The organism is Marinimicrobium sp. UBA4209, from assembly GCF_002381585.1.
Taxonomy (GTDB): domain Bacteria; phylum Pseudomonadota; class Gammaproteobacteria; order Pseudomonadales; family Cellvibrionaceae; genus Marinimicrobium; species Marinimicrobium koreense.
In genome coordinates this window covers 458-25,049 of record NZ_DFTP01000005.1, presented here as the reverse complement: position 1 = coordinate 25,049, position 24,592 = coordinate 458, and the positions used below count along the sequence as shown (strand labels likewise).

Here is a 24,592-nt window from a genome sequence, read left to right as displayed (position 1 = left end):
TTGCTGGAAGTAGTGGTCCAGGCGGTTCGCGATTACGCCAGATCCAGAAGCGGATCGCCGGATGTCACCGCGTCTCCGGCCTGCACATGCACGCTGGTCACGGTACCGGCACGGGGCGCGGCCACTTCGGATTCCATTTTCATGGCTTCCAGAATCAGCAGGGTATCGCCCTCTTCCACCTGGTCACCGGGCTTGACCATGAGTTTCACGATGTTGCCGCCCAGCGGAGCGGGAACCGGCTCACCTTCGCCGGCGGGTGCGGCTTCTGCACCACCGCTGGAGGCACTGCCGCCCACCGGGGCCAGGCCTGTCACATCACCACCGTCGCTGACGGTCACAGTGTATTTCTGGCCTTCCACGTCGACGGTGTACACCTCTTCACCACTGTCGGTGGTCACCGCACTGCCCTCTTTACCGGTCGGTGCCGGTTCAAAGGCGTCGGGTTTGCCACGGTTCTCCAGGAATTTCAGACCAACCTGAGGGAACAGGGCATAAGTGAGCACATCGTCAATGCGGCCTTCGCCCTCGGTGAGGCTGATGCCTTTTTCTTTGGCCACTTCTTCAAGCTCTTTGGCCAGGCGATCCATTTCCGGCTCCAGCTTATCCGCCGGGCGACAGGTGATCGGCTCACCACCGTCGAGGACGCGCTGTTGCAGCTCTTTGTTGACGTCCGCCGGCGTAGCGCCGTACTCGCCTTTGAGCACACCTTCGGTTTCTTTGGTGATGGTTTTGTAGCGCTCACCGGTGAGCACGTTCATCACCGCCTGGGTGCCGACAATCTGTGAGGTCGGGGTCACCAGCGGGATGTAGCCGAGGTCCTTGCGCACGCGGGGAATTTCTTCCAGCACCGCGTCGAATTTGTCTTCCGCGTTCTGCTCACGCAGCTGATTTTCCATGTTGGTCAGCATGCCGCCGGGCACCTGAGCAATCAGGATGCGCGAGTCGACGCCCTTGAGAGAGCCTTCGAACTTGGCGTATTTGCGGCGCACGTCGCGGAAGTAGGAGGCGATTTCTTCGAGCAGTTCCAGGTTCAGCCCGGTATCCCGATCGGTGCCTTCCAGGATCGACACCATGGTCTCGGTGGGGCTGTGACCGTAGGTCATGGACATGGAGGAAATGGCGGTATCGATATTGTCGATGCCCGCCTCCACGCACTTGAGGTTGGTGGCGTGGGCCAGGCCGGTGGTGGCGTGGCTCTGCATGTGAATCGGGATGGAACAGCTTTCTTTCAGGCGGGTCACCAGCTCGTACCCCACATAGGGCTTGAGCAGGCCGGCCATGTCTTTGATGGCAATGGAGTCAGCGCCCATGTCTTCAATGCGCTTGGCCAGATCCACCCACAACTCGATGTCGTGCACCGGGCTGATGGTGTAGGAGATGGTGCCCTGAGCGTGCTTGCCCTGCTTCTTGACCGCTTTCATGGCGGTTTCGATGTTGCGCATGTCGTTCATGGCATCGAACACGCGGAACACGTCCACGCCATTGGTGGCGGCGCGCTCGACAAACTTGTCCACTACGTCATCGGCGTAGTGGCGATAGCCGAGAATGTTCTGCCCGCGCAGCAACATCTGCATGCGGGTTTTGGGCATGGCCTTTTTGAGCTCGCGAATGCGCTCCCAGGGGTCTTCGCCCAGGTAGCGGATACAGGCGTCGAAAGTCGCTCCACCCCAGGTTTCCAGAGACCAGAAACCCACTTGATCCAGTTTCTCGGCAATGGGCAGCATGTCGTCGAGGCGCATCCGGGTGGCCAGCAGGGACTGATGGGCATCCCGCAGTACCAGCTCCGTAATGCCCAACGGCTTTTTAGCATCGCTCATGGCGTTGTACCTTTCTCACAGTTAGCGTTCGCGGAACCATCGGCTATCGGCGACGGGCGCGATGTTGCTCAATGGCGGCCTTGATTGCGGCCAGGGTTTTGTCATCGACCTTGCCCGCGGCGGGGCGGGCGGCGCTGGAGGGTTTGCGGCTGCGGGGCTCCAGAGGCGCTTGGGACTCGGGGAACCAACGGTTGATGCTGCCACTCATAAGCACCATGGCAATCACCAGCAGCGTCAAAAACACCACGACGGACCCCATGCCATACAGCATCAGGTCTACGCCTTGTTGCATCAGTGTGTCACTCATATCGGGCACCCTGTGTACGATAAGTCATTGGCTACAGCGGAACGTATCCGCGCGGGGCCACCTCGGTCCGGTGGAGCGAGGCGCGCCAATGTAGCTTGATTCCCAAAATGTGGCAACTGCGTCACATTTTTTGCCCTTGGTAGTGGCTCGAGGAGCTTTTGCCAAGCGCAAAACGGCCGGCCATTTTCTCTTATCTTTCATAAACTTACAACTTCTGGCTGCAATTGAGCCGGGATTGGGCCTGCAATGGCAACCAGATGCCGTTAAAATGGCCGCCTTTTCCACACCGGGAGTTCGGCCCAGTCATGCAATTGTTTCTCGCCCCGATGGAGGGCGTCGTCGATTATCAGGTTCGGGACCTGCTCAGCGCGCTGGGCGGGCTGGATGGCTGTGTCACCGAGTTTATCCGGGTGACCGACAGCAGCCTGCCCCGGCGGGTGTTCCTGCGCTACGCCCCGGAGATCGAGCAACACTGCCTGACCCCCAGCGGCACCCCGGTGAAGGTTCAGCTATTGGGCGGGCAGCCAGAGCCGGTGGCCCGCAATGCCCAGCGCGCGGTGGCCGCTGGCGCTACGGCCATTGATCTGAATTTCGGTTGCCCGGCCAAAACCGTGAACAAAAGTGACGGCGGAGCCTGCCTGCTGCGCGAACCGGAGCGGGTGCACGCCATTGTGGCCGCGGTGCGCAACGCGCTGCCCGACACCGTGCCGGTCAGCGCCAAAATCCGGCTCGGTTTTGACGATGCCAGCCGCTATCTCGATAACGCCCTGGCGGTTTACGAGGCGGGGGCCAACGAGCTGACCGTGCATGCGCGTACCAAGCGCGACGGCTACCGACCGCCGGCCTACTGGGAGTACATTGCGCGAATTCGGGAGGCGGTGGCAATGCCGGTGATCGCCAATGGGGAAATCTGGAACCCGGAGGATTTTGAGCGCTGCCGTGCGGTGACCGGCTGCGACCGGTTTATGCTCGGGCGGGGATTACTGGCGCGGCCGGACCTGGCGCGGGCCATCAAGGCGCAGGTGGCGGGGGAAGAGTACACCCCCATGCCCTGGCGCGAGGTCTGCCAGATGCTGCACCGGTATTACCGGATGAGCCAGCCTCACTGGGGTACCAAAAACGCCTCCAAGTACTGCGGCAATCGCATCAAGCAGTGGTTGATGTACTTGCAGCGCCAGTACCCGGAGGCGGCCACGTTTTTTGAACAGATCAAACGCGAGCGGGAGCCGGCGCGCTTTGAGGCCGCCTTTCGCCAGGCGGCCTGAGCCAGCGGCTTACTCGACTTTATTGCGCTCTTCCAGACGGGGCTCGGCCACGCTGATAAAGCGCCCCTGTTCATCCAGGCCAATGGCCTGGGTGGAGCCATAATCGCCCAGTCGACGCAATTCATGCCCTTTTTCTTCCAGCGCGGTGCGCAGCGGAGTAATCAGGGTTTTCTCCACGAACAACTGATTGGGCCGCCACTGGTGGTGGATGCGGTCCATCACCAGCGCATCCTCCAGCGGCATGCCCAGATCGATGTGATTCACCAGCGCCTGCACCACCTGGGTAATAATGGTGGGGCCACCCGCCGCTCCCAGTGTCAGTACCGGCTTGCCATCGCGGGTCACCACCGTGGGGCTCATGCTGGACAGCGGCCGCTTGCCCGGGGCAATACTGTTGGCTTCCGCCCCCAACAGACCATAGGCATTGGGTTCGCCGGGCTGGGCCGAGAAGTCATCCATCTGATTGTTCAGAATCACCCCGGTGCCCGGCACCACCACCTTGGAGCCGAAGTTGGTATTCACTGTGGCGGTAATGGCCACCCAGTTGCCATCCTGATCCGCCGTGGCGATATGGGTGGTGTGTTTGCCGAACAGCTCCTCCCGGGATTTGGGGGGCGTGCTGTGGCCCGTCACCTCGGCCACTGATTTCAATGACAGCCGCTCCCGCAGTTTGTCCGCATAGCGTTCACTGATCAGGCCTTTGGGCACAGACGCAAACGCCGGGTCGCCCAGCCAATAGGCGCGGTCGGCAAAGGCCAGGCGCATGACTTCCGCCAGCAGGTGGTAGCGGTCCGCTTCTGAGAGCGCATCGACATCAAACCCTTCGAGAATATTGAGCATCTGGGCCACATGCACACCGCCGGAACTGGGCGGCGGGAAGCCGTAAATCCGGTAACCGCGATAGTCGCTGACCACCGGCTTGCGGCGTAGCAGCTCGTAGTTCGCAAAGTCCTCCCGAGTCACGATGCCACCGTGCTCGGCCATCCAGTCGCCGACGGCTTTGGCAAAGCCACCGCCGTAAAAGTACTCGGGGCCCTCGCTGGCAATCGCACGATAGGTGCGGGCCAGATCGGGTTGGCGGATGCGGTGCCCCACCGGCCAGGGCTTACCTTCGGGGGTCAGGAAAATGGCGGCCGAGCCGGGGTACTCCAGAAGGTCCTCCGTGTGACGCGCCAGGCGGCGGGCAAAAATGCCATCGATGGCGAAACCCTCGTCAGCGAGGGTCGCGGCCGCCTCCAGGTGCGTGGCAAAGCGGGCCTTACCGCCTTTTTTCATCATGTAATCGTAAGCGGCCACGGCGCCGGGAATCCCCACCGCGAGAGGGCCTTTTTTGCTCAGCTCGGGCCGATAGTCGCCATCGCGCACGTACATAGTGCGATGGGCTTTACCCGGGGCCATTTCCCGGCCGTCGATGGCCTCCACCCGACCGTCGGCCCAGTGCACCACGGCAAAAATTCCTCCACCGATGCCGGAGTTGTGGCCGTCCACCACCCCCAGAGTCAAGGCGGCGGCCACGGCGGCGTCAATCGCGTTGCCGCCCTCGGCGTAGGCCTTCATGGCCGCCTCGGTGGCTCTCGGCTGAACGGTGGCGACGGCCCCGCGACCGTCGGGGGTCACCGCGGCATAATCATCGGCCCGGACCAGGGCTGCCAAGGCGCTGGTGAGCAGTACCGCACTGACCCACAAGCCCTTTTTCAGTGAGCGCTGAAACATAGTGAAAATCGAATCCTGTGTTATCCAAGAAGTGATAAAAGTAGTGCGAAGACTAGCATTGTGGGCCCGCAAAAACAGCAGACCCCGCGTTGTGCGGGGTTTGTGTTGTGAGGGAGCGGTCACTGTGTCAGAACCAGAAGCTGTCACTGCGCCGTCCTTCGATATTCATTCCACCGATCAATTTGCCTCGGGTAATGACCCGGTGTTGAACCCAGCAAAACTGCAATAAACGGCGCATAAACATCTCCGGTTACGTCTGTCGGTCAATCGCGCAGCCATAAAAAAACCCACCGCCCCCTGGGCGTGATAATCGCCTGGGGATCAAGGTGGGTTTTTATTCGAATGCGTTGTTGGGTGACATTATACGGAAAGCCCACAGGGCCTGCCACCCAACAAGCCGCTACTGGCGCTCACTCAACACCTCCAATGCGCCGGAAACATAGACCAGCGGTGCGTTCCAGTTGATGGTGATTTCGTTGGACGCATAGCTGCACCAGTGATCCAGATAGGATTTGGCGGGCTTGTCCGACGGATAAGCGACCGGACAGTCACCGGCGTCCTGCTGGCCGCTGTGAGGGCCACCGGCCAGGAAGCCCGGAACCGGCGCAACAACAGTATCGGCCTCGGAGGGACGATGATGAATGTGTAGCGGCGTGCGCGTACCAAAACCGGTCACGTAGGAATAGCCGGTGGGATTGCGCCCCAGAACATAATCCATCAGGGACTGCGCCACCTGCAGATTTTCGGGATTGTCGCTCAACTGGTGGGCAGTCAACATCATCATCGCCATATTCATGGCCACGCCGTTGCTGCCCCAGACGAAGTCCTGTGCGCGCATGGGAACCCCGGAGGCCGATGCCCGCCACTCATCGCGCAGGTGCTGCGCCAAACCCGCCACCTTGTCCTTTACCGGCGCCTGCAGCGCCTCGGGAACCTGTTCCAGGTGGTGCGCCATGGACATCCAGGGTTGACCGACGGCATCGGCCCAGTTCGGCACCTCAATGGCGGCCTCGGCCAATTCGACCTCGTCCCAGTAACGCTGATCACCGGTGGTCAGGGCCAGCTCTACCGCGGCCCAGACAAACTCGTCCGAGAATTCATCATCGCCGTACTCGCCGGTACGTACATCCTCCGGATTGCGATAGATGACATCGGGGTTGGCTTTGGCCCAATCCCAGGCGGCCTTCGCCGCCGAGAGTGCCTGCTCGGAGAAGCCCGGGTATTCGGCCTCGTAGTCGGCGTATACGCGGCTGGCCACCGCCATGGTGGCGGCAAAGTTGAGCGCCGCCGCCGTGCCTTTCTGAACCATATAGCGGGGCTCGGTGGCCTCGTGAGGCATTACTGCACCAGAGAAGTTCAGGGTGGTCAGCTTGTGGTACACACCGCCGTCGTGCGGATCCTGCATGGTGAGCATCCAGCTCAGGTTCCACATGGACTCATCCAGCAGATCGGGGACGGCGTTGCCACTTTCCGGGATATTCAGGTCACGATCGCGATAGAACGCCGGGAAGTGCTCATAGGCGGCCAACAGGGTATAGGTGCTGATGCCCGAGTTGACGATGTACTTGTTGTAGTCGCCCGCGTCGTACCAGCCTTTGGGGCTGCTCAGCTCGGTGCCTTCCGGGCGCGCTTCAGAGGCTGCCGAGCTGTGAATGGCGACACTGTCGTCGGGGTGGCCCATGGGGCGCGCATAGTCTCCGGCGTGCTCGGCGAGAAGCTCCGTGCTGGCACGGTTAAAGTAATAGGCTTTGATGACGGCATCATTCAGCTCGCCGTATACCGCATCGCGGATTTCCAGCGGGGCCGAATCGGCCAGGCCTTCGACCCGCACCACATAGCGGCCGGGCGCCTCAACGTCAGAGAAGTCGGCCAGCTGAACCGTCTCGCCGGAGACCGGCCAGACTTTCGCCTCCCCCAGCTCACTCTGGTAAACCACCTGCCCGTTGGCGGTATTCACCAGCGCAAAATCCACGGCAGCTCCGGCCGGTACGGCGGCCACTTTCGCGGCGCGCGGGTAGAAACCAAGCTGATTGACCTGAATGGCTGACGACGCGTCCGGCTCAGTTGGAGTATCTGTTTGTGCGGGATCTGACTGACAGGCGATCAAGGTACTGACCAGCGCCGATAGCGCCAGCATGCGATAGACAGTGTGGGACATGGAAACACCTCATGGGCTTTTATTGGTTATGGTTTTGGATATCGACCGATGCCACAGCCCCGGACAGACCGCTCAGCCTGTTATGGTTCCAAGGACTGTTAGCCCGGTAAGAATACCCTATTCCATTTCGCCCGTCAGGATCGACTCAGAGGTTTAACACTTTCTTTACGAAGGGGATGGTCAGTTTGCGCTGCTCGGCCAGCGAGGCATGATCCAGCCGCTGCAGGTAACAGAACAGCTCGTTCATGTCCCGGGGCACCCGCTGCAGAATATAGTGAGCCACGTCCTCGCTCAGCTCCAGCCCCCGGGCCCGGGCCCGATGGCGGAGGGCGTTCTGCTTGTCTTCATCGCTCAACGCCTGCACCTGGCAGGTAACGCCCCACTGCAGGCGCGAGCGCAGGTCCGGCAGCGCCACGGGGAGCTCCTGGGGCCCTTGCACGGCGGCCACCAGCAGATGCTTTTGGGCATCGCGTAGGCGGTTAAATAGATGAAACAGGGCCTCTTCCCAGTCGGGCTTGCCGGCAATCACTTCCAGCCCGTCGAGACAGACCAGATCCAGGTACTCCAGCCCTTCCAGCAACTCGTGGGGCGCAAAACCCACCAGCTCCCGTAGCGGGAGGTACTGAATGCTCAGGCCCGCGTCTTGCGCTTCGTGCCCCGCCGCCTGCAGCAGGTGGGTGAGCCCGACGCCCGGCTGCCCCCAGAGATAGATGAAAGGCTCCCCCTGGCCGCCTGCCTGCGCTTTCAGCAACGCCAGGGTGCGGGCGTTGGTCGCCCCTTCCGGGGCGTAGAAGTTATCAAAGGTGGCGTCGTCGTTAAGACTGACGCTCAGTGAAAGCTGTTGAGGCGTGGGCATGGCCTTGTTTGATTCTCTTTTGTTGGTGCCGGGACGGCGGTTATTGCCAGGTATAAACCAGCGGGTTGGCCTGGGTCCCCTCGGGCATGAAGCGGCTGCCGGTCAGGCTGACCCGATTGCTGTCGGCGGATGGCACAAGCCGGCCGTCGCGTTCCAGCGTGCCCAGCAGTCGCGCCTGTTCGCCCTCGGTCACCAACCGCAGGGTCAACACGCCCGGGCGAAGCGATACCAGCTCGGCACGACGCACCAACGCCAGGTCTTCCAGGTAGCGCTCGACCGCCTTGTAATCGCCAAAACCGTCGATGCCGCCGACTTCCATCAACACTGCATCCGGCCCCTCTTCCCGGGGTACAATGGCATAGAGCCCGGCAAAGTGATTGGCGGTTTCGTCAATCGCCTCCGCCAGCAGCCCGTTCACCGAGTCATTTCGAAGGTAGAAGGTGGGGTTGCCCAGGTCGTGATACAACTGCCAGTCGGAGCGCCACTGTCCGGCGGAGGTTTCGCTGTAGCGGCCCACCAGAATCGCCTCTGCGTCGTAACGCTGCGATGCTTTGCGAATGGTTTCCTCATCCAGAGACCAGAGTTCACGAGCGGACACCGCCAGACGGTCTTCCAGGTCATCCAGGGGCATGACCAGCGGCAAGCCTCGAGTTTCGGCGCGCGCCCTGAGCCAGTCGCGTTCTTCTGAGTCGGACACCCGTTGTAAGCCATCGCTGTCGCGACGCACCATCCAGACCAGCACGGCCGGCCGGTTGGCGGGCCAGAGGGACAGGCTCGCCGAGCGCAACAGCCGCTCCACTTCCGGCGCCGAGAATTTCATCATCAGGCGGCTGGCCGGACGCTCCTCGCCGTTGACTTCCAGAGTCTCATCGGTAGAAACGTAGTTGAACTCATAGATGAAGTCCTCGGCCCGGGACAGCGCCTCCCGCACGGCGGGATGATCACTGGCCCCGGGGTCACCGGAGACCCTCACCATCAGTTGCTCCAGCCCGTCCCGCGCCCCGCGGCGGCGCTCGGAGGCGGACTGGGAGGCCACCAACACATCCGCGCTGTACAGGTCCACAACCTGCTCCGCCTGGGTCGGAACTGCAAACCCGCCGAGCGTCAGGCCGATGACCAGTGCCCGGAGTCCTATCTGCCAAACTGCCAATAATCGCCTCAAGATTTCGCCTCTGTCTACTCGTTGTCGGGTTACAGCTGTCGCTCGGGTTGGCGGGTAAAAGCCCGCATTGTAGCAGGCTGTCAAAATGGCGAAAGGTTCCCGTGGGTTCGGAAACCGGCACTCGCTCGCATTTCGACCATAAACTGATAGAATACGCGCCCATCGATTCGGAAACTTCCCGTCCAGCGCGGCAGCACGCTGCCGTCGTCCCGACAGCACATCAAGAGCACAGCCCATTCATGACTGAAAAACACACGCAACCGTCACTGAGTTACAAAGATGCCGGCGTCGATATCGACGCGGGTGAAGCCCTGGTAGACCGCATTAAAGGTGTAGCCAAACGCACCAGCCGCCCCGAGGTCATGGGCGGGCTGGGTGGCTTTGGCGCCCTGTGCGAGCTGCCCAAAGGCTACCGCGAGCCGGTGCTGGTATCCGGAACCGACGGGGTGGGCACCAAGCTGCGCCTGGCCATGAACCTCCAGCGCCACGACACTATTGGCATCGATCTGGTCGCCATGTGTGTGAACGACCTGGTGGTGGCGGGGGCGGAACCGCTGTTTTTCCTGGACTACTACGCCACGGGCAAGCTGAACGTGGATGTGGCGGCGGATGTGGTCACCGGTATTGGTGCCGGCTGTGAACAGGCCGGCTGCGCTCTGGTCGGGGGCGAGACGGCGGAAATGCCGGGCATGTACGAAGGCGACGACTATGACCTGGCGGGCTTTTGCGTCGGCGTGGTGGAGAAGTCGGAAATCATCGATGGCTCCAAAGTGGCCGCCGGTGACACCCTGATTGGTCTGGCCTCCAGCGGACCGCACTCCAACGGCTACTCCCTGATTCGCAAAATCATTGAAGTGAGCGACGCCGACCTGACTCAGGACTGCGAAGGTCAGCCGCTCAGCGAAGCCCTGATGGCGCCCACCCGCATTTATGTCAAATCGCTGCTCAAACTGATCCGCGAACTGGATGTCCACGCCCTCTCCCACATTACCGGTGGCGGCCTGCTGGAGAACATCCCCCGGGTACTGCCCGCCAACAGCAAGGCGGTGATCGACACCCAGAGCTGGCAGTTGCCCGCGGTTTTCCGCTGGTTGCAGCAGGCCGGCGGCGTGGCGCCCCGGGAAATGTACCGCACCTTCAACTGCGGCGTGGGCATGGTGATTGCCCTGCCGAAGGCCCAGGAAGCCGACGCCCTGGCCTTGCTCAAAGCCGCCGGCGAAGACGCCTTTGTGGTCGGACAGATTGCCGAGGCGCAGGAGGGCGAAGCCCGCGTTGAGTTGACCTCGTTAGAGGGGAGCGACGCTTGAGTTCAGCCCAACCGACCCGGGTCGTGGTGCTGATCAGCGGCAGCGGCTCGAACCTGCAAGCCCTGATTGACGGCCAGCGGCGCGGCCAACTGCCGATCGATATTGTCGCGGTCATCAGCAACCGGCCCGCCGTGCGCGGGCTGCTGAGGGCCGAACATGCGGGCATTCCCGCCAAAGTACTTGATCATACCCGGTACGACTCCCGCGAAGCCTTTGACACCGCGTTACAGGAATGCATTGACCACTACCGACCGGAACTGGTGGTTCTGGCCGGCTTCATGCGTATTTTGACGCCCACCTTTACCCGCCACTATGAAGGTCGGATGCTCAACATCCACCCCTCACTGCTGCCCAAGTACCAGGGCCTGCACACCCACCAACGAGCGCTGGATGCCGGTGAGAGCGAACACGGGGTCACGGTGCACTTTGTGACCGCCGAGCTCGATGGCGGCCCACCCGCCGTCCAGGCGCGCGTGCCGGTGCTCCCGGGCGACGACGCCGAGTCACTCGCGGCGCGGGTTCAGAGCCAGGAACACGTCATTTACCCCCTGGCGGTGCAGTGGTTTGCCGAGGGGCGATTGCGCATGGAATCCGGCCGGGCGTTATTGAATAACGAACCTTTAGGGCCAAATGGGTATCTAATGGACACAACCCAGTCTTAAACAGGACGTACAGGAGCCTTTTATGCCCCTCAAGCACGTATTGCTGCGCACCCTAGCCACCGTCGGCTTGACCGCCCTGCTCGCCGCGAGCGTCAGTGCGGAAATGCCCAAAAGCTTTGAAAACGAGTACTCCACCCGTATTTTCGGCATCAAGGTCACCGTTACCCACAAGCTGACGGACCTCGAAGATGGCGGCCAGCAGCTGCGCTTCGAGGCGGACTCCTGGATCGGCAATATTGAGGAAATCTCCCAGTTTGACTGGGTAGACGGCGTGGTTCAGCCCCGCAAATACTTCTACAAGCGCCGCGGTCTGGGCCGCGACCGGGATGCCGAGCTGACCTTCAACTGGGACAAGGAGCGGGTGATCAATGATGTCCAGGGTAAAAGCTGGGCCATGGATATCCGCAAGCGTGTCCAGGACAAGCTGAGCTACCAGATTCAGCTCCAGAAAGACCTGATCGAGGGCCGAAACAACCTGAAGTACGCCATTGCCGATGGCGGCCAGATGAAGGAATACCGGTTTGAAATTGTCGCCGAAGAGCGACTGGATACCCCCATGGGTGAGGTGGATACCGTCAAAGTCATGCGCAGCCGCGACGATGACGATCGGGTCACCTACGCCTGGCTGGCGCCCAAATGGGACTATTTGCTGGTGCGTCTGGAGCAGCAGGAAGACGGTGATTCACACACGATTGACATCGATAAAGCCCGAGTTAACGGCAAAAACATCGAATCCTTCTGAATCTTCGAACATTTTTGGGCGTCCGGCGGTTGTATTCTGCCGCCACCGTCCCCATCAACGTTTAACGCGTTTTCATTCACCCGCAACCAATAGGTTAATTTATGAGCATTTCCAACAACAGCGTCGTCAGCTTTCACTACACCCTGACCGACAGTGAAGGCAAGCAGCTGGACCAGTCCAATGACGAGCGTGGTCCGCTGGTTTACCTGCACGGCGCTGGCAACATCATCCCCGGCCTGGAAAAGCAGCTGGAAGGCAAGAGCGTGGGTGACAAACTGACCGCCCAGGTACCGGCCGCCGAAGCTTACGGCGAGCGCAGCGACAACCTGATCCAGGAGCTGCCGGCCAACATGTTTACCGGCGTTGAGAAAGTGGAAGTGGGCATGGAGTTTCAGGCCCAGACCGAGCAGGGCACCCAGATCGTACGCGTAGCGGCCGTTGAAGGTGACACCGTCACTATCGATGCCAACCACCCGCTGGCCGGCGTTGACCTGAACTTTGACGTGGAAGTCACCGATGTGCGTGACGCCACCGAAGAAGAGATCTCCCACGGCCACGTGCACGGCCCGGAAGGTCACGAGCACTAAGCGCCCAGCGCTTGCTGCCGGGGTGCACACCGCGCACCCCACGAAAAAGCCCCTGACGCCAGGCGTTCAGGGGCTTTTTGCTGTCTGCAACGGCGTAAATGACGCCGTCACACCACCTTGATATGCCAGGGCTCGAAACGCACCCCGTAGTGGTTGTCCTTGGTGTAGCGGATCTGTACGTAGCCCAGGTCCTGCATCCGCTTGAATTCGTCGGTTTCGGCAAACTTGTCGGTAAAGTTGGAGTACCCCCAGCCCACGCGGCCCACATCGAAGTCACCGATCCCGTGGTAGCTGTGGCCCGGTGGCGCCAGTGAGCGCGAAGCCTTGGACAGGTTGTAATTGGACTCAAGGCACTTGGCCACAAACAGGTGCATCTGCTTGACGTTGCCACGAACCCCGGAAGTCAGGATGACACTGTCCCCGATATCCCGGCGCAGTTTGTCGTAATAGGCCGCCGAATCGCCCCGCAGCAGATAGTGGCCGGAATAAGGAATTTTGATGGTTTCACGCGGTGGAATCTTGGCGGTCAGCTCGGTAGTGACCTTTTCGCCATAGAACCCGTATTTTTTGGCCTCAGTGAAGAACAGCTTCTCGATCATCTGGAATTCGGCCGGGGTGAAGGCCCCCACTTCCGAAAACCGTTTGCCGTACTTGAACAGCTCATCGAAGCTCAGCAGGTTGTAGTTGCCGTGCCCCACCAGGCGCTCGGCCCGCTTCAGGCGCACAAACAGCGAGTGCAGTACCGGCTTTTCGGTTTCGGTCAGGAAGATATCGTCAATGAAATCGCCATTGAAGTTCCGGACCTTTTCCAGCACGCGGGCGTGCGCCTCACCTTCCGCGACCTGGCCCGAATGGTCGGCTGAGTGACTGTGACCACTGCAACAGCTCTCCCGGTCTGCCTGGGCCAGGTTCTGCTCGACCGCCTCCACCAGAGAACTGCTCTGGATCGAGCGCTCTTCGGTCAGGGCATCCAGCGACGGCAGGTCAACCGCATCGGCCACCGTCGCGCGAACCCGGGAGGCCGGAGGGGACACCGGCGCGCCGATCCCCTCTTCGCCGTCAGGAATGGCAAAGGGATCTCCGTCCAGGTCGTAGCCGTCTTCCGCCAACGTCTCACGAGCCTGGCTGCTATTCTCCGCCATTTGCCAGAGGTATGCGTTGCCGGCGGTAAAGCCAACCCCGGATACAAAGCCAACCAGTAGATCTCTGCGTTTCACCGTTCCTCTCTCGAACTTACTGCATTCTTTAATTGACGCGCCGCCAAACGCGGTTGGCGGGTACCGATAGTTCATTCTTGTTGAGCTCGACGCATCGGCGGATCGCCGGGAACACGAATCAGCGCTAAAAACAACCGCCTACGTCACACTCGTGGCCCAACTATAGCGTATTCCCAGCCATTTTTCAGCGGCCGCTTATATCAATTCGGCTGGTTATCACCGTTATCTATAAAGAACGTTCTTAACACAGGATTTGGCGGCCAGGGCCCTGAAAACTTTAGCCTTGCGCCGAGAAGGGCCCGGCTAGATGATCTTTTCATAACCACCGGCGGGCTAACAAAGCCACATCATAAAAACCGCAAAAATCGGGGGCTTTTATACGCTTACGATGTAAGCTCGCTAACCCCTTATACCCAATCATTCAAGCCCCCCAGTTGGCCCCCACGGCGCTGAAATAGCCCCCCAACGCCGCTGCTATACTTCATCTGAGGCCGTCAAGCTGTCAGCCCCGGAGCCAGTGCATCCACACCCAAACCATAGGTGACACGCATGAGACGCCATTTTTACTTGAGTGAGGACCTGGATGACCTTGAGCGCCTGGAGAGCGACCTGGAAGCTCGGGGCATTGCCCGCCCACAGATCCATATCCTGAGCAATAACGACGCTGGTCTGGAGTCCCATCACCTCCATCAGGTGGAATCGTTGTTGCGCAAGGATGTGATTCACTCGGGCAAAATCGGTTTCCTGGTTGGCCTGGTTGCCGCGGCCATTCCCCTGGTCGTCGCCTACATTGTCGGGCTGAGCGAAGGTTACCTGTGGATTCCGGTGATTTTCCTGTCGATCATCCTGCTGGGCTTCTGTACCTGGGAGGGCGGTCTGATCGGCATTCAGAGACCAAACCACCAGTACCTGAAATTTGAGCGCGCCATCAACTCCGGACGGCACCTGCTGATTGTGGATGTGGACCCGGGGCAGGAAAAGCGGCTGATGAAAATCATCGCCGATCACCCCAATGTCGAAGATATGGGTCTGGGCGAGTCGGTGCCGGGCTGGGTGGTCGGTGCCCAGAAACAGTGGCACAAGTTTATCCGCTGGGCGCCCTGACAGGCCGACTCTCTTCCTTCGGCGGTCCACGAAGGGGTCGCCACCGTCGGGCGACCCCCGGCCCCGGCCGGTCTGCCGCCCCAACCGATAACAAAGGCAGCGGAGCACCGCCATGGTTCTGGTAATCGTTCTGGTGTTACTGGTTGCAGGCACCCTGCTGTTTCATTTCGTCAGCCCCTGGTGGTTTACCGCCCTGGCGTCCAACTGGGGCAATATCGACAGCACCGTTGAAATCACCTTCTGGGTGACCGGTTTTGTGTTTATTGCGGTCAACCTGTTCATGGCCTATGCCATATTCCGCCATCGATTCCGCAGGGACCGCAAAGCGCACTACGAACCCGAGAACAAGCCACTGGAGCTGTGGCTGACCGTCATAACCAGCGTCGGCGTGGCAGCCATGCTGGCCCCGGGGCTGTTTGTCTGGGCCAAATTTGTGGACCCTCCCGAGGACGCCGCTCATTTTGAGGTGCTCGGCCAACAGTGGCATTGGACGTTCCGCTTCCCCGGTGAGGACGGCCAGTTGGGCCGCACCCATCCGCACTTCATGAGTGAGCAGAACCCTTTCGGTCTGGATCCGGGCGATCCCGCCGGCCAGGACGATCGGCTGGTGTTCAACAACGAACTGCACCTGCCGGTCAATCAGCCGGTCAAGGCCCTGCTGCGCTCCCGCGATGTGCTGCACAACTTCGGTGTCCCCCAATTCCGCGTCAAAATGGACATGGTGCCGGGTATGGTGAGTTATCTGTGGTTCGAGCCCTCGCGGGACGGGCGCTTCGACATTCTGTGCATGGAGCTGTGTGGCATGGCCCATCACACCATGCGCGGTCAGGTGGTCATCGAGCCACGCGAGGACTTTGACCGCTGGCTGGCCAGCCAGCCGACCTTTGCTGACACTCAGGACGACGATCACGCCGATCCGCAGCGGGGCGCCCAACTGTATGGCGTGTGTGCCAGCTGTCACGGTCCGGAGGGCGGCGGCAACGCGAACATGAACGCGCCACGGCTCAGCCACCTCGACCCCTGGTACCTCGAACGGCAATTGCACTTTTACAAAACCGGCGTGCGCGGCAGTCACGAAGCGGACCGTTTCGGTCAGCAGATGGCCGGCATGATGGCCACACTGCCGGATCGACAGGCAATGAGGGATGTAGCCGCGCATATCGATTCCCTGACCAGCGAGACTCCCGACACCAGCGTGACTGGCGATGCACAGCGGGGCGAGCGCCTGTATCGCAACTGCAGCAGCTGTCACGGCGATCGAGGCGAGGGAAACTACGCCACCAATGCGCCAGCACTGGCCGGTCAACACGACTGGTACTTACGCCGCCAACTCGAGCACTTCAAGCAGGGAGTACGAGGCAGCCACAAGGGCGACTACTACGGCACCCAGATGACATTGATGGCCAGAACCCTGCACGACAAGCAGGCCATTGATGACCTGTTGGCCTACATCAATCAATTGTAAACCGAGCACTGTCTGAGGATCGGGTATGAAATACACCGCTCTGGCCGATCAACCGGTGGCCACCCACGAGCCCACCGGATTTATCAGCAAGTACATCTGGAGTCAGGATCACAAGGTCATTGCCATTCAGTACGCATTGACCGCCGTGTTTGTCGGTCTGGTGGCTCTGACGCTATCGGCCCTGATGCGTTTGCAACTGGGTTTCCCGGACACCTTTGATTTCATCAACCCGAATTCCTACCTGCAGTTTGTCACCATGCACGGGATGATCATGGTGATCTATCTGCTGACGGCGATTTTATTGGGCGGCTTTGGCAATTATCTGATCCCGCTGATGATCGGCGCCCGGGATATGGTCTTTCCCTACCTCAATATGCTCAGCTACTGGACCTACCTGCTGGCAGTCATTGTGCTGATGGCGAGCTTTTTTGTGCCGGAGGGACCCACCGGGGCCGGCTGGACACTCTACCCGCCGCAGACCATTCTCAAAGGCACGCCGGGGTATGAGTGGGGCATCATCTGCATGCTCGCCTCACTGGCCATTTTCATCGTTGCCTTCACCATGGGCGGACTCAATTACGTCACCACCATTCTGCAGGCGCGCGCCGCCGGCATGACCCTGATGCGCATGCCGCTGACCCTGTGGGGCATTTTCATTGCCACCATCATGGGGCTGCTGGCCTTCCCCGCCCTGCTGGTCAGCGCCATCATGATGCTGCTGGACAAGACCGTAGGCACCAGCTTTTTCATGCCCGCCCTGGTATCCCTTGGGGAGTCCCTGGACTACTCCGACGGCAGCCCGCTGCTGTTCCAGCATCTGTTCTGGTTTTTCGGTCACCCGGAAGTGTACATCGTCGCCCTGCCCGCCTTCGGCATCGTGTCCGATATTCTCGCCACTCACGCGCGAAAAAACATTTTCGGTTACCGAATGATGGTGTGGGCCATTGTCATTATCGGACTGCTCAGCTTCGTCGTCTGGGCGCATCATATGTACGTCAGCGGCATGAACCCGACGTTCGGGTTTTTCTTTGCCACCACCACCCTGATCATCGCCGTACCCACCGCGATCAAGGTCTACAACTGGGTGCTGACGCTGTGGCGAGGCAACATCCATCTGACGGTGCCCATGTTGTTCGCCATTGGTTTTATTTTTACCTTCACTCATGGCGGTCTGAGCGGTCTCTTTCTTGGCAATGTGGTGGTGGATCTGCCGCTGTCCGATACGTACTTTGTGGTGGCGCACTTTCATATGGTCATGGGGGTTTCCCCCATCATGGTTCTGTTCGCCGCCATCTATCACTGGTACCCCCTGATCACCGGGCGCATTCTGCATCAGGGGCTGGGCAAACTGCACTTCTGGGTAACCTTTCTCGGTACCTACGCCATTTATCTTCCCATGCACTACCTGGGCTTTCTCGGCGTGCCCCGCCGCTATTACGCCATGGGGGAGACCGGTTTCGTGCCGGACTCCGCCCAGACCCTCAACGCGGGCATTACCGTTTCCGCACTGATCGTCGGTCTGGCCCAGCTTATCTTCATCATCAACCTGTTCTGGAGCCTGAAACGGGGCTCACCGTCCGAGCGCAATCCCTGGCACGCCACCACACTGGAGTGGCAGACCCCCGATATGCCACCCCGGCATGGTAACTGGGGGCCGGAGAGCCCGAAGGTCTACCGCTGGGCTTATGCCTACAGCGTTCCGGACTGCGAGGACGATTACCTTCCCCAGAACCTCCCCCCGGATCAGGTTCGCAAACATCCAACACAGGAGGCGTCGTCATGAAACTCTGGCACGCACTGACGGAAAAATCCTGGCTCGAAGAATCCGTGCCAGCCAACGCTCCGTTTGATTCACCGCAGCGGGAGTTTCAGAGTCGCCGGATCGCGTTGACGTTGTTTCTGGCGATCGCCACGGTACTGTTTTCCCTGTTTGCCGTGACCTTTCTGACCCACTCCCAATACCCCGGTTTTGAAGCCCTGGCCGGGGACGCCTGGCGCCCGCTGAGCAACACGACGCGGCTCTGGGTGAATACGGGGCTGCTGGTGTTCAGCAGTGTGCTGATGCAGGTTTCCCTGAACGCGGCCAGGGCCAGTCAGCCCGGCCTGAGTCTGGCGGCCTTACTCGGCGCCGGCTTTCTCGCACTGCAATTCCTGATTGCCCAGGTGTGGTTATGGCAGATCCTCAGCGACATGGGGTATGGGGTACGCAGCAACCCGGCGAGCAGTTATTTCTTCCTGTTCACCGGCGTTCACGGTATTCATCTGTTGATCGGGCTGGGTGTCCTGTATCGGCCGCTGCGACATATGTGGCGAGCCGAAGCGGCCCGGACCATCATCGACAGTCTGCGCCTGTGCGCGCTCTATTGGCACTATCTGCTCGCGGTCTGGGTGTTGCTGTTCTGGCTTCTGACCCGTTCGGCGGATACCTATCGAGCCCTGGCCATCCTGTGCGGACTGGAGGCCTAGTTCCATGAGCACCGATAAACCCGACACTCCTCTCAACCCCTCTGGCTGGGACAGTCTGGTCGTCGACTGGTCGGCCGACAAGCAGGCCTTCGATATGCCCTGGGGCAAACTGATGATGTGGGTGTTTCTCGTCGGTGACACCTTCATTTTCAGCCTGTTTCTGATCGGCTATATGTCGGTGCGCATGTCAGCCTCGGAGCCCTGGCCCCCGGCCAGCGAAATCTTCGCCATGGAATTGTTTGGCGCCCACCTTCCGCTGTTACTCATCGCCATCATGACGTTCATTCTGATTACCAGCAGCGGCACCATGGCCATGGCGGTGAACTGGGCGTATCGATGCGAGCGGCAGAAGACTTTTATATTCATGTTGCTGACCGCGCTTCTCGGGGCAAGCTTTGTCGGGCTTCAGGCGTTTGAGTGGACCAAGCTGATTGTCGAAGAGGGCATTCGCCCCTGGGGCAACCCGTTTGGCGCCGAGCAGTTCGGCGCGGTGTTTTTCATGATCACCGGCTTTCATGGCCTGCACGTTACCGGCGGCGTCATCTACCTGGCGATTGTGGCATTCAAGGTCCGCCGCGGGGACTACGAAAAAAAAGGCTACGAAATCGTCGAGATCGCAGGCCTTTACTGGCACTTTGTCGACCTGGTCTGGGTGTTTATTTTCGCCTTCTTCTATCTGTGGTGAGGTGAGTTATGAGTCATGTGGAAACCGTCGGCCAACAGCACCCGATCGGCCTTTACCTCAAGGTATGGCTACTGCTCTTTGTCCTGAGCCTGTTCTCCTACCTGGTGGACTATTTTCAATTGCAAGGGACGTTGCGCTGGTCCCTGATTCTGTTGTTCATGATGCTCAAGGCCGGCCTGATCGTGTCAATATTCATGCACTTTGCCTGGGAACGCTTCGCGCTCAAGTTCATCGTCATCGTGCCACTGTTTGCCATCCTGGTTTTCATTGCCCTGATGGCCATCGAAGCGAACTACATCGACTGGAGCCGCCTGACGTTCCTCAGTTTCCAGTGGAGCGGTGGGAGCCCCTGACCATGCGCCGCTGGATCCTGGTCGCCACAGGCCTGCTGTTGATTCTGTCCGGCGCCACGGGCTATCACATCCTGACCCATTATGCCCCGCCGCCAACCTTGCAGGGCGCGTACCTACAGCCCGCCCGAAAACTCGACGCGTTCACTTTGCTGGACCATCATGGTTCGCCCTTCGACCGCTCGGACCTCAAGGGGCAGTGGCACCTGATCTCTTACGGCTATACCCACTGCCCGGATATATGCCCCACCACGCTGGTCCAGGTAGCGGACATGATGGCGTTATTGGAGCAGACGGAAGACTATCAGGACCTGAGAGTATTGTTTTACAGCGTGGATGGGGACCGGGACCGGCCCGAGGTGCTCGCGCAGTATGTGCCCTACTTTCATCCACAGTTCATTGGTCTGACCCGCGCCGAGCAGAGCCGCCGACAGCATAAGAATTTTGAGCAGGGGTTGGGGATAATGGCTCGAGTGGGGCCGGAGGGTGTGGAGCACGGGCTGATGTTGTTTTTACTCAACCCGAGGGCGCAACTGCAGGCGGTATTCAAACCCCAGCGCAACGAGCGCGGTAATTATCAGTTCAGCGTGAGTCAGCTACTGAAAGATTACCGCGCTGTGCGGGACTATTACGCAACCCAGGCCGACGCGATCAGGTCTTGGGCAGAGTGACGCCGCGCTGGCCCTGGTATTTCCCACCCCGGTCCCGATAAGACGTCTCGCACACCTCATCTGACTCGAAGAACAGCATCTGGGCGACGCCTTCGTTCGCATAGATTTTCGCCGGCAGGGGCGTGGTGTTGGAGAACTCGAGGGTCACATGGCCCTCCCACTCGGGCTCGAGTGGAGTCACGTTGACTATTATGCCGCAGCGGGCGTAGGTCGATTTGCCCAGACACACCGTCAGAATGTTGCGCGGAATCCGGAAGTACTCCACGGTCCGGGCCAGGGCAAAGGAATTCGGCGGAATGATACACACATCACTCTTGACGTCGACAAAGCTGTTATCGTCGAAGTTCTTGGGGTCGACTACCGATGAGTAGACATTGGTAAAGATCTTGAACTCGTCGGCACAGCGCACATCGTAGCCATAGCTGGAGGTGCCGTAGGAAATCATCCGCTCGCCGTTTGCGTCATAGCGCACCTGCCCCGGCTCAAAGGGCTCAATCATGCCTTCCTGCTCCGCCATGCGGCGCATCCATTTGTCAGACTTGATACTCATCGGGTTCTCCCACAGAGGGCGATTCAGTTGAAAATGAAGGGAGCGCATCATAGCGGTTTTCACGCCCAAATCCCACCTTTGCAAGGCCCCGTTCGGCCGACGCAACACCCAATGCCCGAAAACACAGCCCTGGCGGGAATATGCGGTGTCCCACTTTACGCCGGGCCATGTCCCTCTTTGATTCACACGCCAAAGTGGGACGACCCACTACCGGCCGGGGCGTAAGTTGACACTGCGGTTTTTTGAGCAGGGCCGCACAACAACCGCGATACCATTTTTATATATAACAAAGGTAAAACGGCATGAGATATAACCATAAGACACCTGTCTCCGACGCCCAACGTCGCGACAACACGCCATCGGTCAAACGCTCCCTGGGGCTATCCGCTGCATTGGCGGGCATTCTGGCCTTTTCGGCCGGCACCGCCCAGGCCCAGCAGTGCCAGAACCTGGTCTGGAGTGACGAGTTCGACGGCTCCCAGTTAGACACCAGCGCCTGGGATATCCAGGAAGGTGACGGCTGCCAGTACGGTATCTGCGGCTGGGGCAACAATGAGCTGCAGTCCTACAGCGCCAACAACCTTGACGTCTCCAACGGCACTCTCAAGATCACCGCCCGCAAGGAACGGGTCAAGGCTCTGAACTATACCTCTGGACGCATTCGTACAGCGAATATGCCGGCCAGCGGCCAGTGGACCAATGGCCGTTTTGAGGCGCGCCTCAAGCTGCCGGAAGGTCAGGGCCTGTGGCCAGCGTTCTGGATGCTGCCCACCGACCCGGACGTGGGCTGGCCGATGAGCGGTGAAATCGATATTCTCGAGTCTACCGGCCAAGCGTCCATGCTCGCCCACGGCACCATTCATTACGGCGAACCCTGGCCCGACAACTCCTTTACCGGCGCCCATATCCTGAGCCAACCGGCAAAGTGGTCCGACGACTTCCATACCTACGCGGTGGAATGGACCCCCTTTGAAATGCGCTGGTACGTCGATGACATCCTCTACTCGACCATCTCCTCCTCTGACCTGGAAGACAGCAGCTGGTGGACCTTTGAAAACTACCAGTATCACTTCCTGCTTAACCTCGCTGTCGGCGGCACCTGGGGCGGCACGCCCGATGACAGCATCTTCCCGGTCACCATGGAGGTGGACTACGTTCGCGTCTATGACCAGGGCCAGCCGGCCATCGACGGACCGCACATTGTGGCGCCGAACGAGCAGGCCACTTACGAGCTGACAGGCGAAATCGGCACCGACAGCACCTATACCTGGAGCGTACCGGCAGGGGCGACCTTATCCGGCCAGGGTACGGCGACCGCACAGGTGGACTACACCGGTGCAACCTCGGGCGACCTGTCCGTTGAGGTCTCCAACAGCTGCGGCACTCACACGCTGAACATTCCGGTATTCATCGAACCGGACCACGGGGTTGAAACCGTACTGGATGACTTCGACGGAAACAGCGCACTGACCTACACCAGCTATACCGGCACGTTTGATACCACCGGCGGTGTTCTGACTTATACCCGCGATGGCGCCAGCCAGTGGGATGTGATTGCTACCACCACCAACGCTCTGCCGGATGTTGCACCCTTCCTGAGCGGCGATAAAGCCTTCGTGATGGACATTAACAACACCGATCCGAGCCTGGTGGGCAAGCAGATCCTGGTTCAGCTGGAAAACACGGCCACCGCCACTCCGGACAATTACCCCACCGGTCGTCACAGCAAGTATGAAGCTTTCGTTGAGCATTCCAACGGCGCCCAGACCCTGCGTTTCCGCCTGGCCGACCGAATCGACGGCGAAACGACCAACACTGATGTCGACTCCGTCATCTTCCTGATTGATCCGGATGCCTTTACGTCCGACACCTATGTGATCGACAACATTGCGATCCTGGGCGTCGGTGGTTCCACCGGTGGTGATGGTGGCAGTGGCGACGAACAGGCCAGCTCTGTTGTGGTCAGCAGCGTCAGCACCGGCACCGAAAGCGCCGGACGCGGTCAGAAGTTTGGCACCGCCACCGTGACCATCGCGGACGATCTGGGCAACCCGGTCAGCGGCGCCACCGTAACCGGTGATTTCTCCGGCACCTGGAGTGAGACCCAGTCCGCTACTACCGACGCCAATGGCGTGGCCAGCTTTATTACCAGCACCACCGCCAGTGGCGGTGTCACGGTCAACTTCTGTGTCAGCGACATCACCGACACAACACTGACCTTCGACAGCGCCAACAGCACCGGCACCTGTCAATAATCCCCGTTAAAGGGTCACACCTACCTGTCCGGTGACTTTAGTCGCCGGACAGGTTTCTCTACCCCCGCTAATCTTCGACAACGGCTATCTCGGGCCCGCCCGAGCCGCCGGACTGCTGCCATAAGGTAGCCCCCAGCGTCCGGGCAATAGCGCGATAACGCTGACTGATCGCCGAGTCCGCGTCATCGGCCACCGTGGGTGTACCGCTGTCAGTGGTTTCCCGAATGGACAGATCCAGAGGCAGCGACCCCAAGAGCCGCGTGTCGTAATCCCGGGCAATGCGCTCACCGCCCCCGGCACCGAAAATGTGTTCTTCGTGACCACAGTTGGAGCAGACATGGACCGCCATGTTCTCCACCACGCCCAACACCGGCACCTTAACCTTGCGGAACATCTCAATGCCTTTCTGGGCATCCAGCAGGGCAATATCCTGAGGAGTGGTGACAATCACCGCACCAGTAACCGGCACTTTCTGAGACAGCGTCAGTTGAATATCCCCGGTGCCCGGCGGCATATCGACAATCAGGTAGTCGACATTGTCCCAACGGGTCTGGGTCAGCAGTTGCTGCAGCGCCCCACTGACCATGGGCCCACGCCAGACCATAGGGGTCTGCTCGGTGACCAGGTAACCCATGGAGATGGACTGAATGCCGTGGGCTTCGATGGGCACCATCATCTGTTTACCGTCAACTTCCACCACCTCGGGCCGGCGCTGGCCCACGCCGAGCATTTTGGGCTGACTGGGGCCGTAGATATCGGCATCGAGAATACCCACCCGGGCGCCTTCGGCGGCCAGAGCCAAGGCGAGATTGACGGCGGTGGTGGATTTGCCCACACCGCCCTTGCCGGAGGCGACGGCGATGATGTTCTTCACCCCGGGGATTTCACCCCCGGTATTGGCGCCGCCCCGGGCGGGAATGGCCCAGTCGATATTGACCGCGACTGAGTCCACGCCGTCAATTGACGACACGGCTTCATTGACTGCCCCCGCCAATTCCTCTGCGACACCCTCGGCGGGGTAGCCCAATGTGAGAGAGATTTCGGCTTCTCCGGCGTCCAGGTGAATTTCGGGGGTCACGCCCAATTCACCCAAAGACAGACCTGTTGTGGGGTCTTTCACGGTTTTTACGGCGTTTTCGATGTTGGTTTGAGTGTTTTCAGACATAAATCCTGGGTTCCATTGAGTGTTGGTGGCCTGCTTGTAGTCCGACCCAGGAGGGGGGAGCCCCATCGGAGACCCGCCGTGAACCCAT

22 protein-coding genes are annotated in these 24,592 nt (G+C 60.2%); 13 read left to right on the top strand and 9 right to left on the bottom strand.

Features of this window, described 5'->3' with window-relative positions; genetic code table 11:
* Nucleotides 1-32: 32 nt before the first annotated feature.
* A complete protein-coding gene (oadA, locus tag B3187_RS01045) occupies nucleotides 33-1,817 on the bottom strand; it encodes a sodium-extruding oxaloacetate decarboxylase subunit alpha (RefSeq protein WP_286804255.1) in 1,785 nt (594 codons plus the stop codon).
* 43 nt (nucleotides 1,818-1,860) lie between these two features.
* Nucleotides 1,861-2,124 carry an OadG family protein gene (locus tag B3187_RS01040; RefSeq protein WP_286804254.1) on the bottom strand — a complete coding sequence of 88 codons (264 nt, stop codon included), beginning with the start codon at nucleotides 2,122-2,124 and terminating at the stop codon, nucleotides 1,861-1,863.
* 305 nt (nucleotides 2,125-2,429) lie between these two features.
* On the opposite strand from B3187_RS01040, the gene B3187_RS01035 reads away from it, so the two are divergent.
* On the top strand, nucleotides 2,430-3,389 hold the full coding sequence (locus B3187_RS01035; RefSeq protein ID WP_286804253.1) for a tRNA dihydrouridine synthase: 960 nt from the start codon (nucleotides 2,430-2,432) through the stop codon (nucleotides 3,387-3,389).
* A gap of 9 nt (nucleotides 3,390-3,398) precedes the next feature.
* Here B3187_RS01035 and ggt read toward each other — a convergent pair whose 3' ends face one another.
* The 4 genes from ggt to B3187_RS01015 all read right to left on the bottom strand — a co-directional run bounded on the left by ggt (nucleotide 3,399) and on the right by B3187_RS01015 (nucleotide 9,266).
* Nucleotides 3,399-5,102, bottom strand: coding sequence for a gamma-glutamyltransferase (ggt, locus tag B3187_RS01030; protein ID WP_286804252.1), 1,704 nt, complete (start codon nucleotides 5,100-5,102; stop codon nucleotides 3,399-3,401).
* Between the two features lie 400 nt (nucleotides 5,103-5,502).
* A complete protein-coding gene (locus B3187_RS01025) occupies nucleotides 5,503-7,260 on the bottom strand; it encodes a glycoside hydrolase family 9 protein (protein WP_286804251.1) in 1,758 nt (585 codons plus the stop codon).
* A gap of 145 nt (nucleotides 7,261-7,405) precedes the next feature.
* Nucleotides 7,406-8,116, bottom strand: coding sequence for a DnaA regulatory inactivator Hda (gene hda / locus B3187_RS01020; RefSeq protein ID WP_024459508.1), 711 nt, complete (start codon nucleotides 8,114-8,116; stop codon nucleotides 7,406-7,408).
* A 40-nt stretch (nucleotides 8,117-8,156) separates the two neighbouring features.
* On the bottom strand, nucleotides 8,157-9,266 hold the full coding sequence (locus B3187_RS01015) for a DUF2066 domain-containing protein (protein ID WP_286804250.1): 1,110 nt from the start codon (nucleotides 9,264-9,266) through the stop codon (nucleotides 8,157-8,159).
* Between the two features lie 251 nt (nucleotides 9,267-9,517).
* Here B3187_RS01015 and purM point away from each other — a divergent pair, with 251 nt between their 5' ends.
* The 4 genes from purM (at nucleotide 9,518) to B3187_RS00995 (ending at nucleotide 12,576) form a co-directional block, all read left to right on the top strand.
* Nucleotides 9,518-10,585, top strand: a complete 1,068-nt coding sequence (gene purM, locus B3187_RS01010) for a phosphoribosylformylglycinamidine cyclo-ligase (protein ID WP_286804249.1) — start codon at nucleotides 9,518-9,520, stop codon at nucleotides 10,583-10,585.
* On the top strand, nucleotides 10,582-11,247 hold the full coding sequence (gene purN / locus B3187_RS01005; RefSeq protein WP_286804248.1) for a phosphoribosylglycinamide formyltransferase: 666 nt from the start codon (nucleotides 10,582-10,584) through the stop codon (nucleotides 11,245-11,247). Before purM ends, purN begins: the two co-directional genes overlap by 4 nt.
* A gap of 22 nt (nucleotides 11,248-11,269) precedes the next feature.
* Entirely contained in the window at nucleotides 11,270-11,989 is a 720-nt protein-coding gene (locus B3187_RS01000) for a DUF3108 domain-containing protein (protein WP_286804247.1), read from the top strand.
* Between the two features lie 101 nt (nucleotides 11,990-12,090).
* On the top strand, nucleotides 12,091-12,576 hold the full coding sequence (locus B3187_RS00995; RefSeq protein WP_024459503.1) for an FKBP-type peptidyl-prolyl cis-trans isomerase: 486 nt from the start codon (nucleotides 12,091-12,093) through the stop codon (nucleotides 12,574-12,576).
* A gap of 107 nt (nucleotides 12,577-12,683) precedes the next feature.
* Here the strand turns inward: B3187_RS00995 and B3187_RS00990 are convergent, their stop codons facing one another.
* Nucleotides 12,684-13,793: a M15 family metallopeptidase gene (locus B3187_RS00990; protein WP_170162820.1), complete on the bottom strand. Its 1,110-nt coding sequence runs from the start codon at nucleotides 13,791-13,793 to the stop codon at nucleotides 12,684-12,686.
* Nucleotides 13,794-14,342: 549 nt separating this feature from the next.
* On the opposite strand from B3187_RS00990, the gene B3187_RS00985 reads away from it, so the two are divergent.
* From B3187_RS00985 to B3187_RS00955, 7 genes are all read left to right on the top strand, one after another.
* Nucleotides 14,343-14,897, top strand: coding sequence for an NAD/FAD-utilizing enzyme (locus B3187_RS00985; protein WP_286804246.1), 555 nt, complete (start codon nucleotides 14,343-14,345; stop codon nucleotides 14,895-14,897).
* 112 nt (nucleotides 14,898-15,009) lie between these two features.
* Entirely contained in the window at nucleotides 15,010-16,362 is a 1,353-nt protein-coding gene (locus tag B3187_RS00980) for a c-type cytochrome (protein WP_286804245.1), read from the top strand.
* 25 nt (nucleotides 16,363-16,387) lie between these two features.
* Entirely contained in the window at nucleotides 16,388-18,145 is a 1,758-nt protein-coding gene (locus B3187_RS00975) for a cbb3-type cytochrome c oxidase subunit I (protein ID WP_286804244.1), read from the top strand.
* Nucleotides 18,142-18,828, top strand: coding sequence for a cytochrome c oxidase subunit 3 (locus tag B3187_RS00970; protein WP_123636819.1), 687 nt, complete (start codon nucleotides 18,142-18,144; stop codon nucleotides 18,826-18,828). Before B3187_RS00975 ends, B3187_RS00970 begins: the two co-directional genes overlap by 4 nt.
* A gap of 4 nt (nucleotides 18,829-18,832) precedes the next feature.
* Nucleotides 18,833-19,513, top strand: coding sequence for a heme-copper oxidase subunit III family protein (locus B3187_RS00965; protein WP_286804243.1), 681 nt, complete (start codon nucleotides 18,833-18,835; stop codon nucleotides 19,511-19,513).
* A gap of 8 nt (nucleotides 19,514-19,521) precedes the next feature.
* A complete protein-coding gene (locus B3187_RS00960; protein ID WP_286804242.1) occupies nucleotides 19,522-19,866 on the top strand; it encodes a cytochrome C oxidase subunit IV family protein in 345 nt (114 codons plus the stop codon).
* Between the two features lie 2 nt (nucleotides 19,867-19,868).
* Nucleotides 19,869-20,534 carry an SCO family protein gene (locus B3187_RS00955; protein WP_123636816.1) on the top strand — a complete coding sequence of 222 codons (666 nt, stop codon included), beginning with the start codon at nucleotides 19,869-19,871 and terminating at the stop codon, nucleotides 20,532-20,534.
* Here B3187_RS00955 and dcd read toward each other — a convergent pair.
* A complete protein-coding gene (gene dcd, locus B3187_RS00950) occupies nucleotides 20,515-21,084 on the bottom strand; it encodes a dCTP deaminase (protein ID WP_024459494.1) in 570 nt (189 codons plus the stop codon). The genes B3187_RS00955 and dcd overlap by 20 nt on opposite strands.
* Nucleotides 21,085-21,386: 302 nt before the next feature.
* Here dcd and B3187_RS00945 point away from each other — a divergent pair, with 302 nt between their 5' ends.
* On the top strand, nucleotides 21,387-23,339 hold the full coding sequence (locus B3187_RS00945; RefSeq protein WP_286804241.1) for a family 16 glycosylhydrolase: 1,953 nt from the start codon (nucleotides 21,387-21,389) through the stop codon (nucleotides 23,337-23,339).
* A gap of 67 nt (nucleotides 23,340-23,406) precedes the next feature.
* Here the strand turns inward: B3187_RS00945 and apbC are convergent, their stop codons facing one another.
* A complete protein-coding gene (gene apbC, locus B3187_RS00940) occupies nucleotides 23,407-24,504 on the bottom strand; it encodes an iron-sulfur cluster carrier protein ApbC (RefSeq protein ID WP_286804240.1) in 1,098 nt (365 codons plus the stop codon).
* Nucleotides 24,505-24,592: the final 88 nt, after the last annotated feature.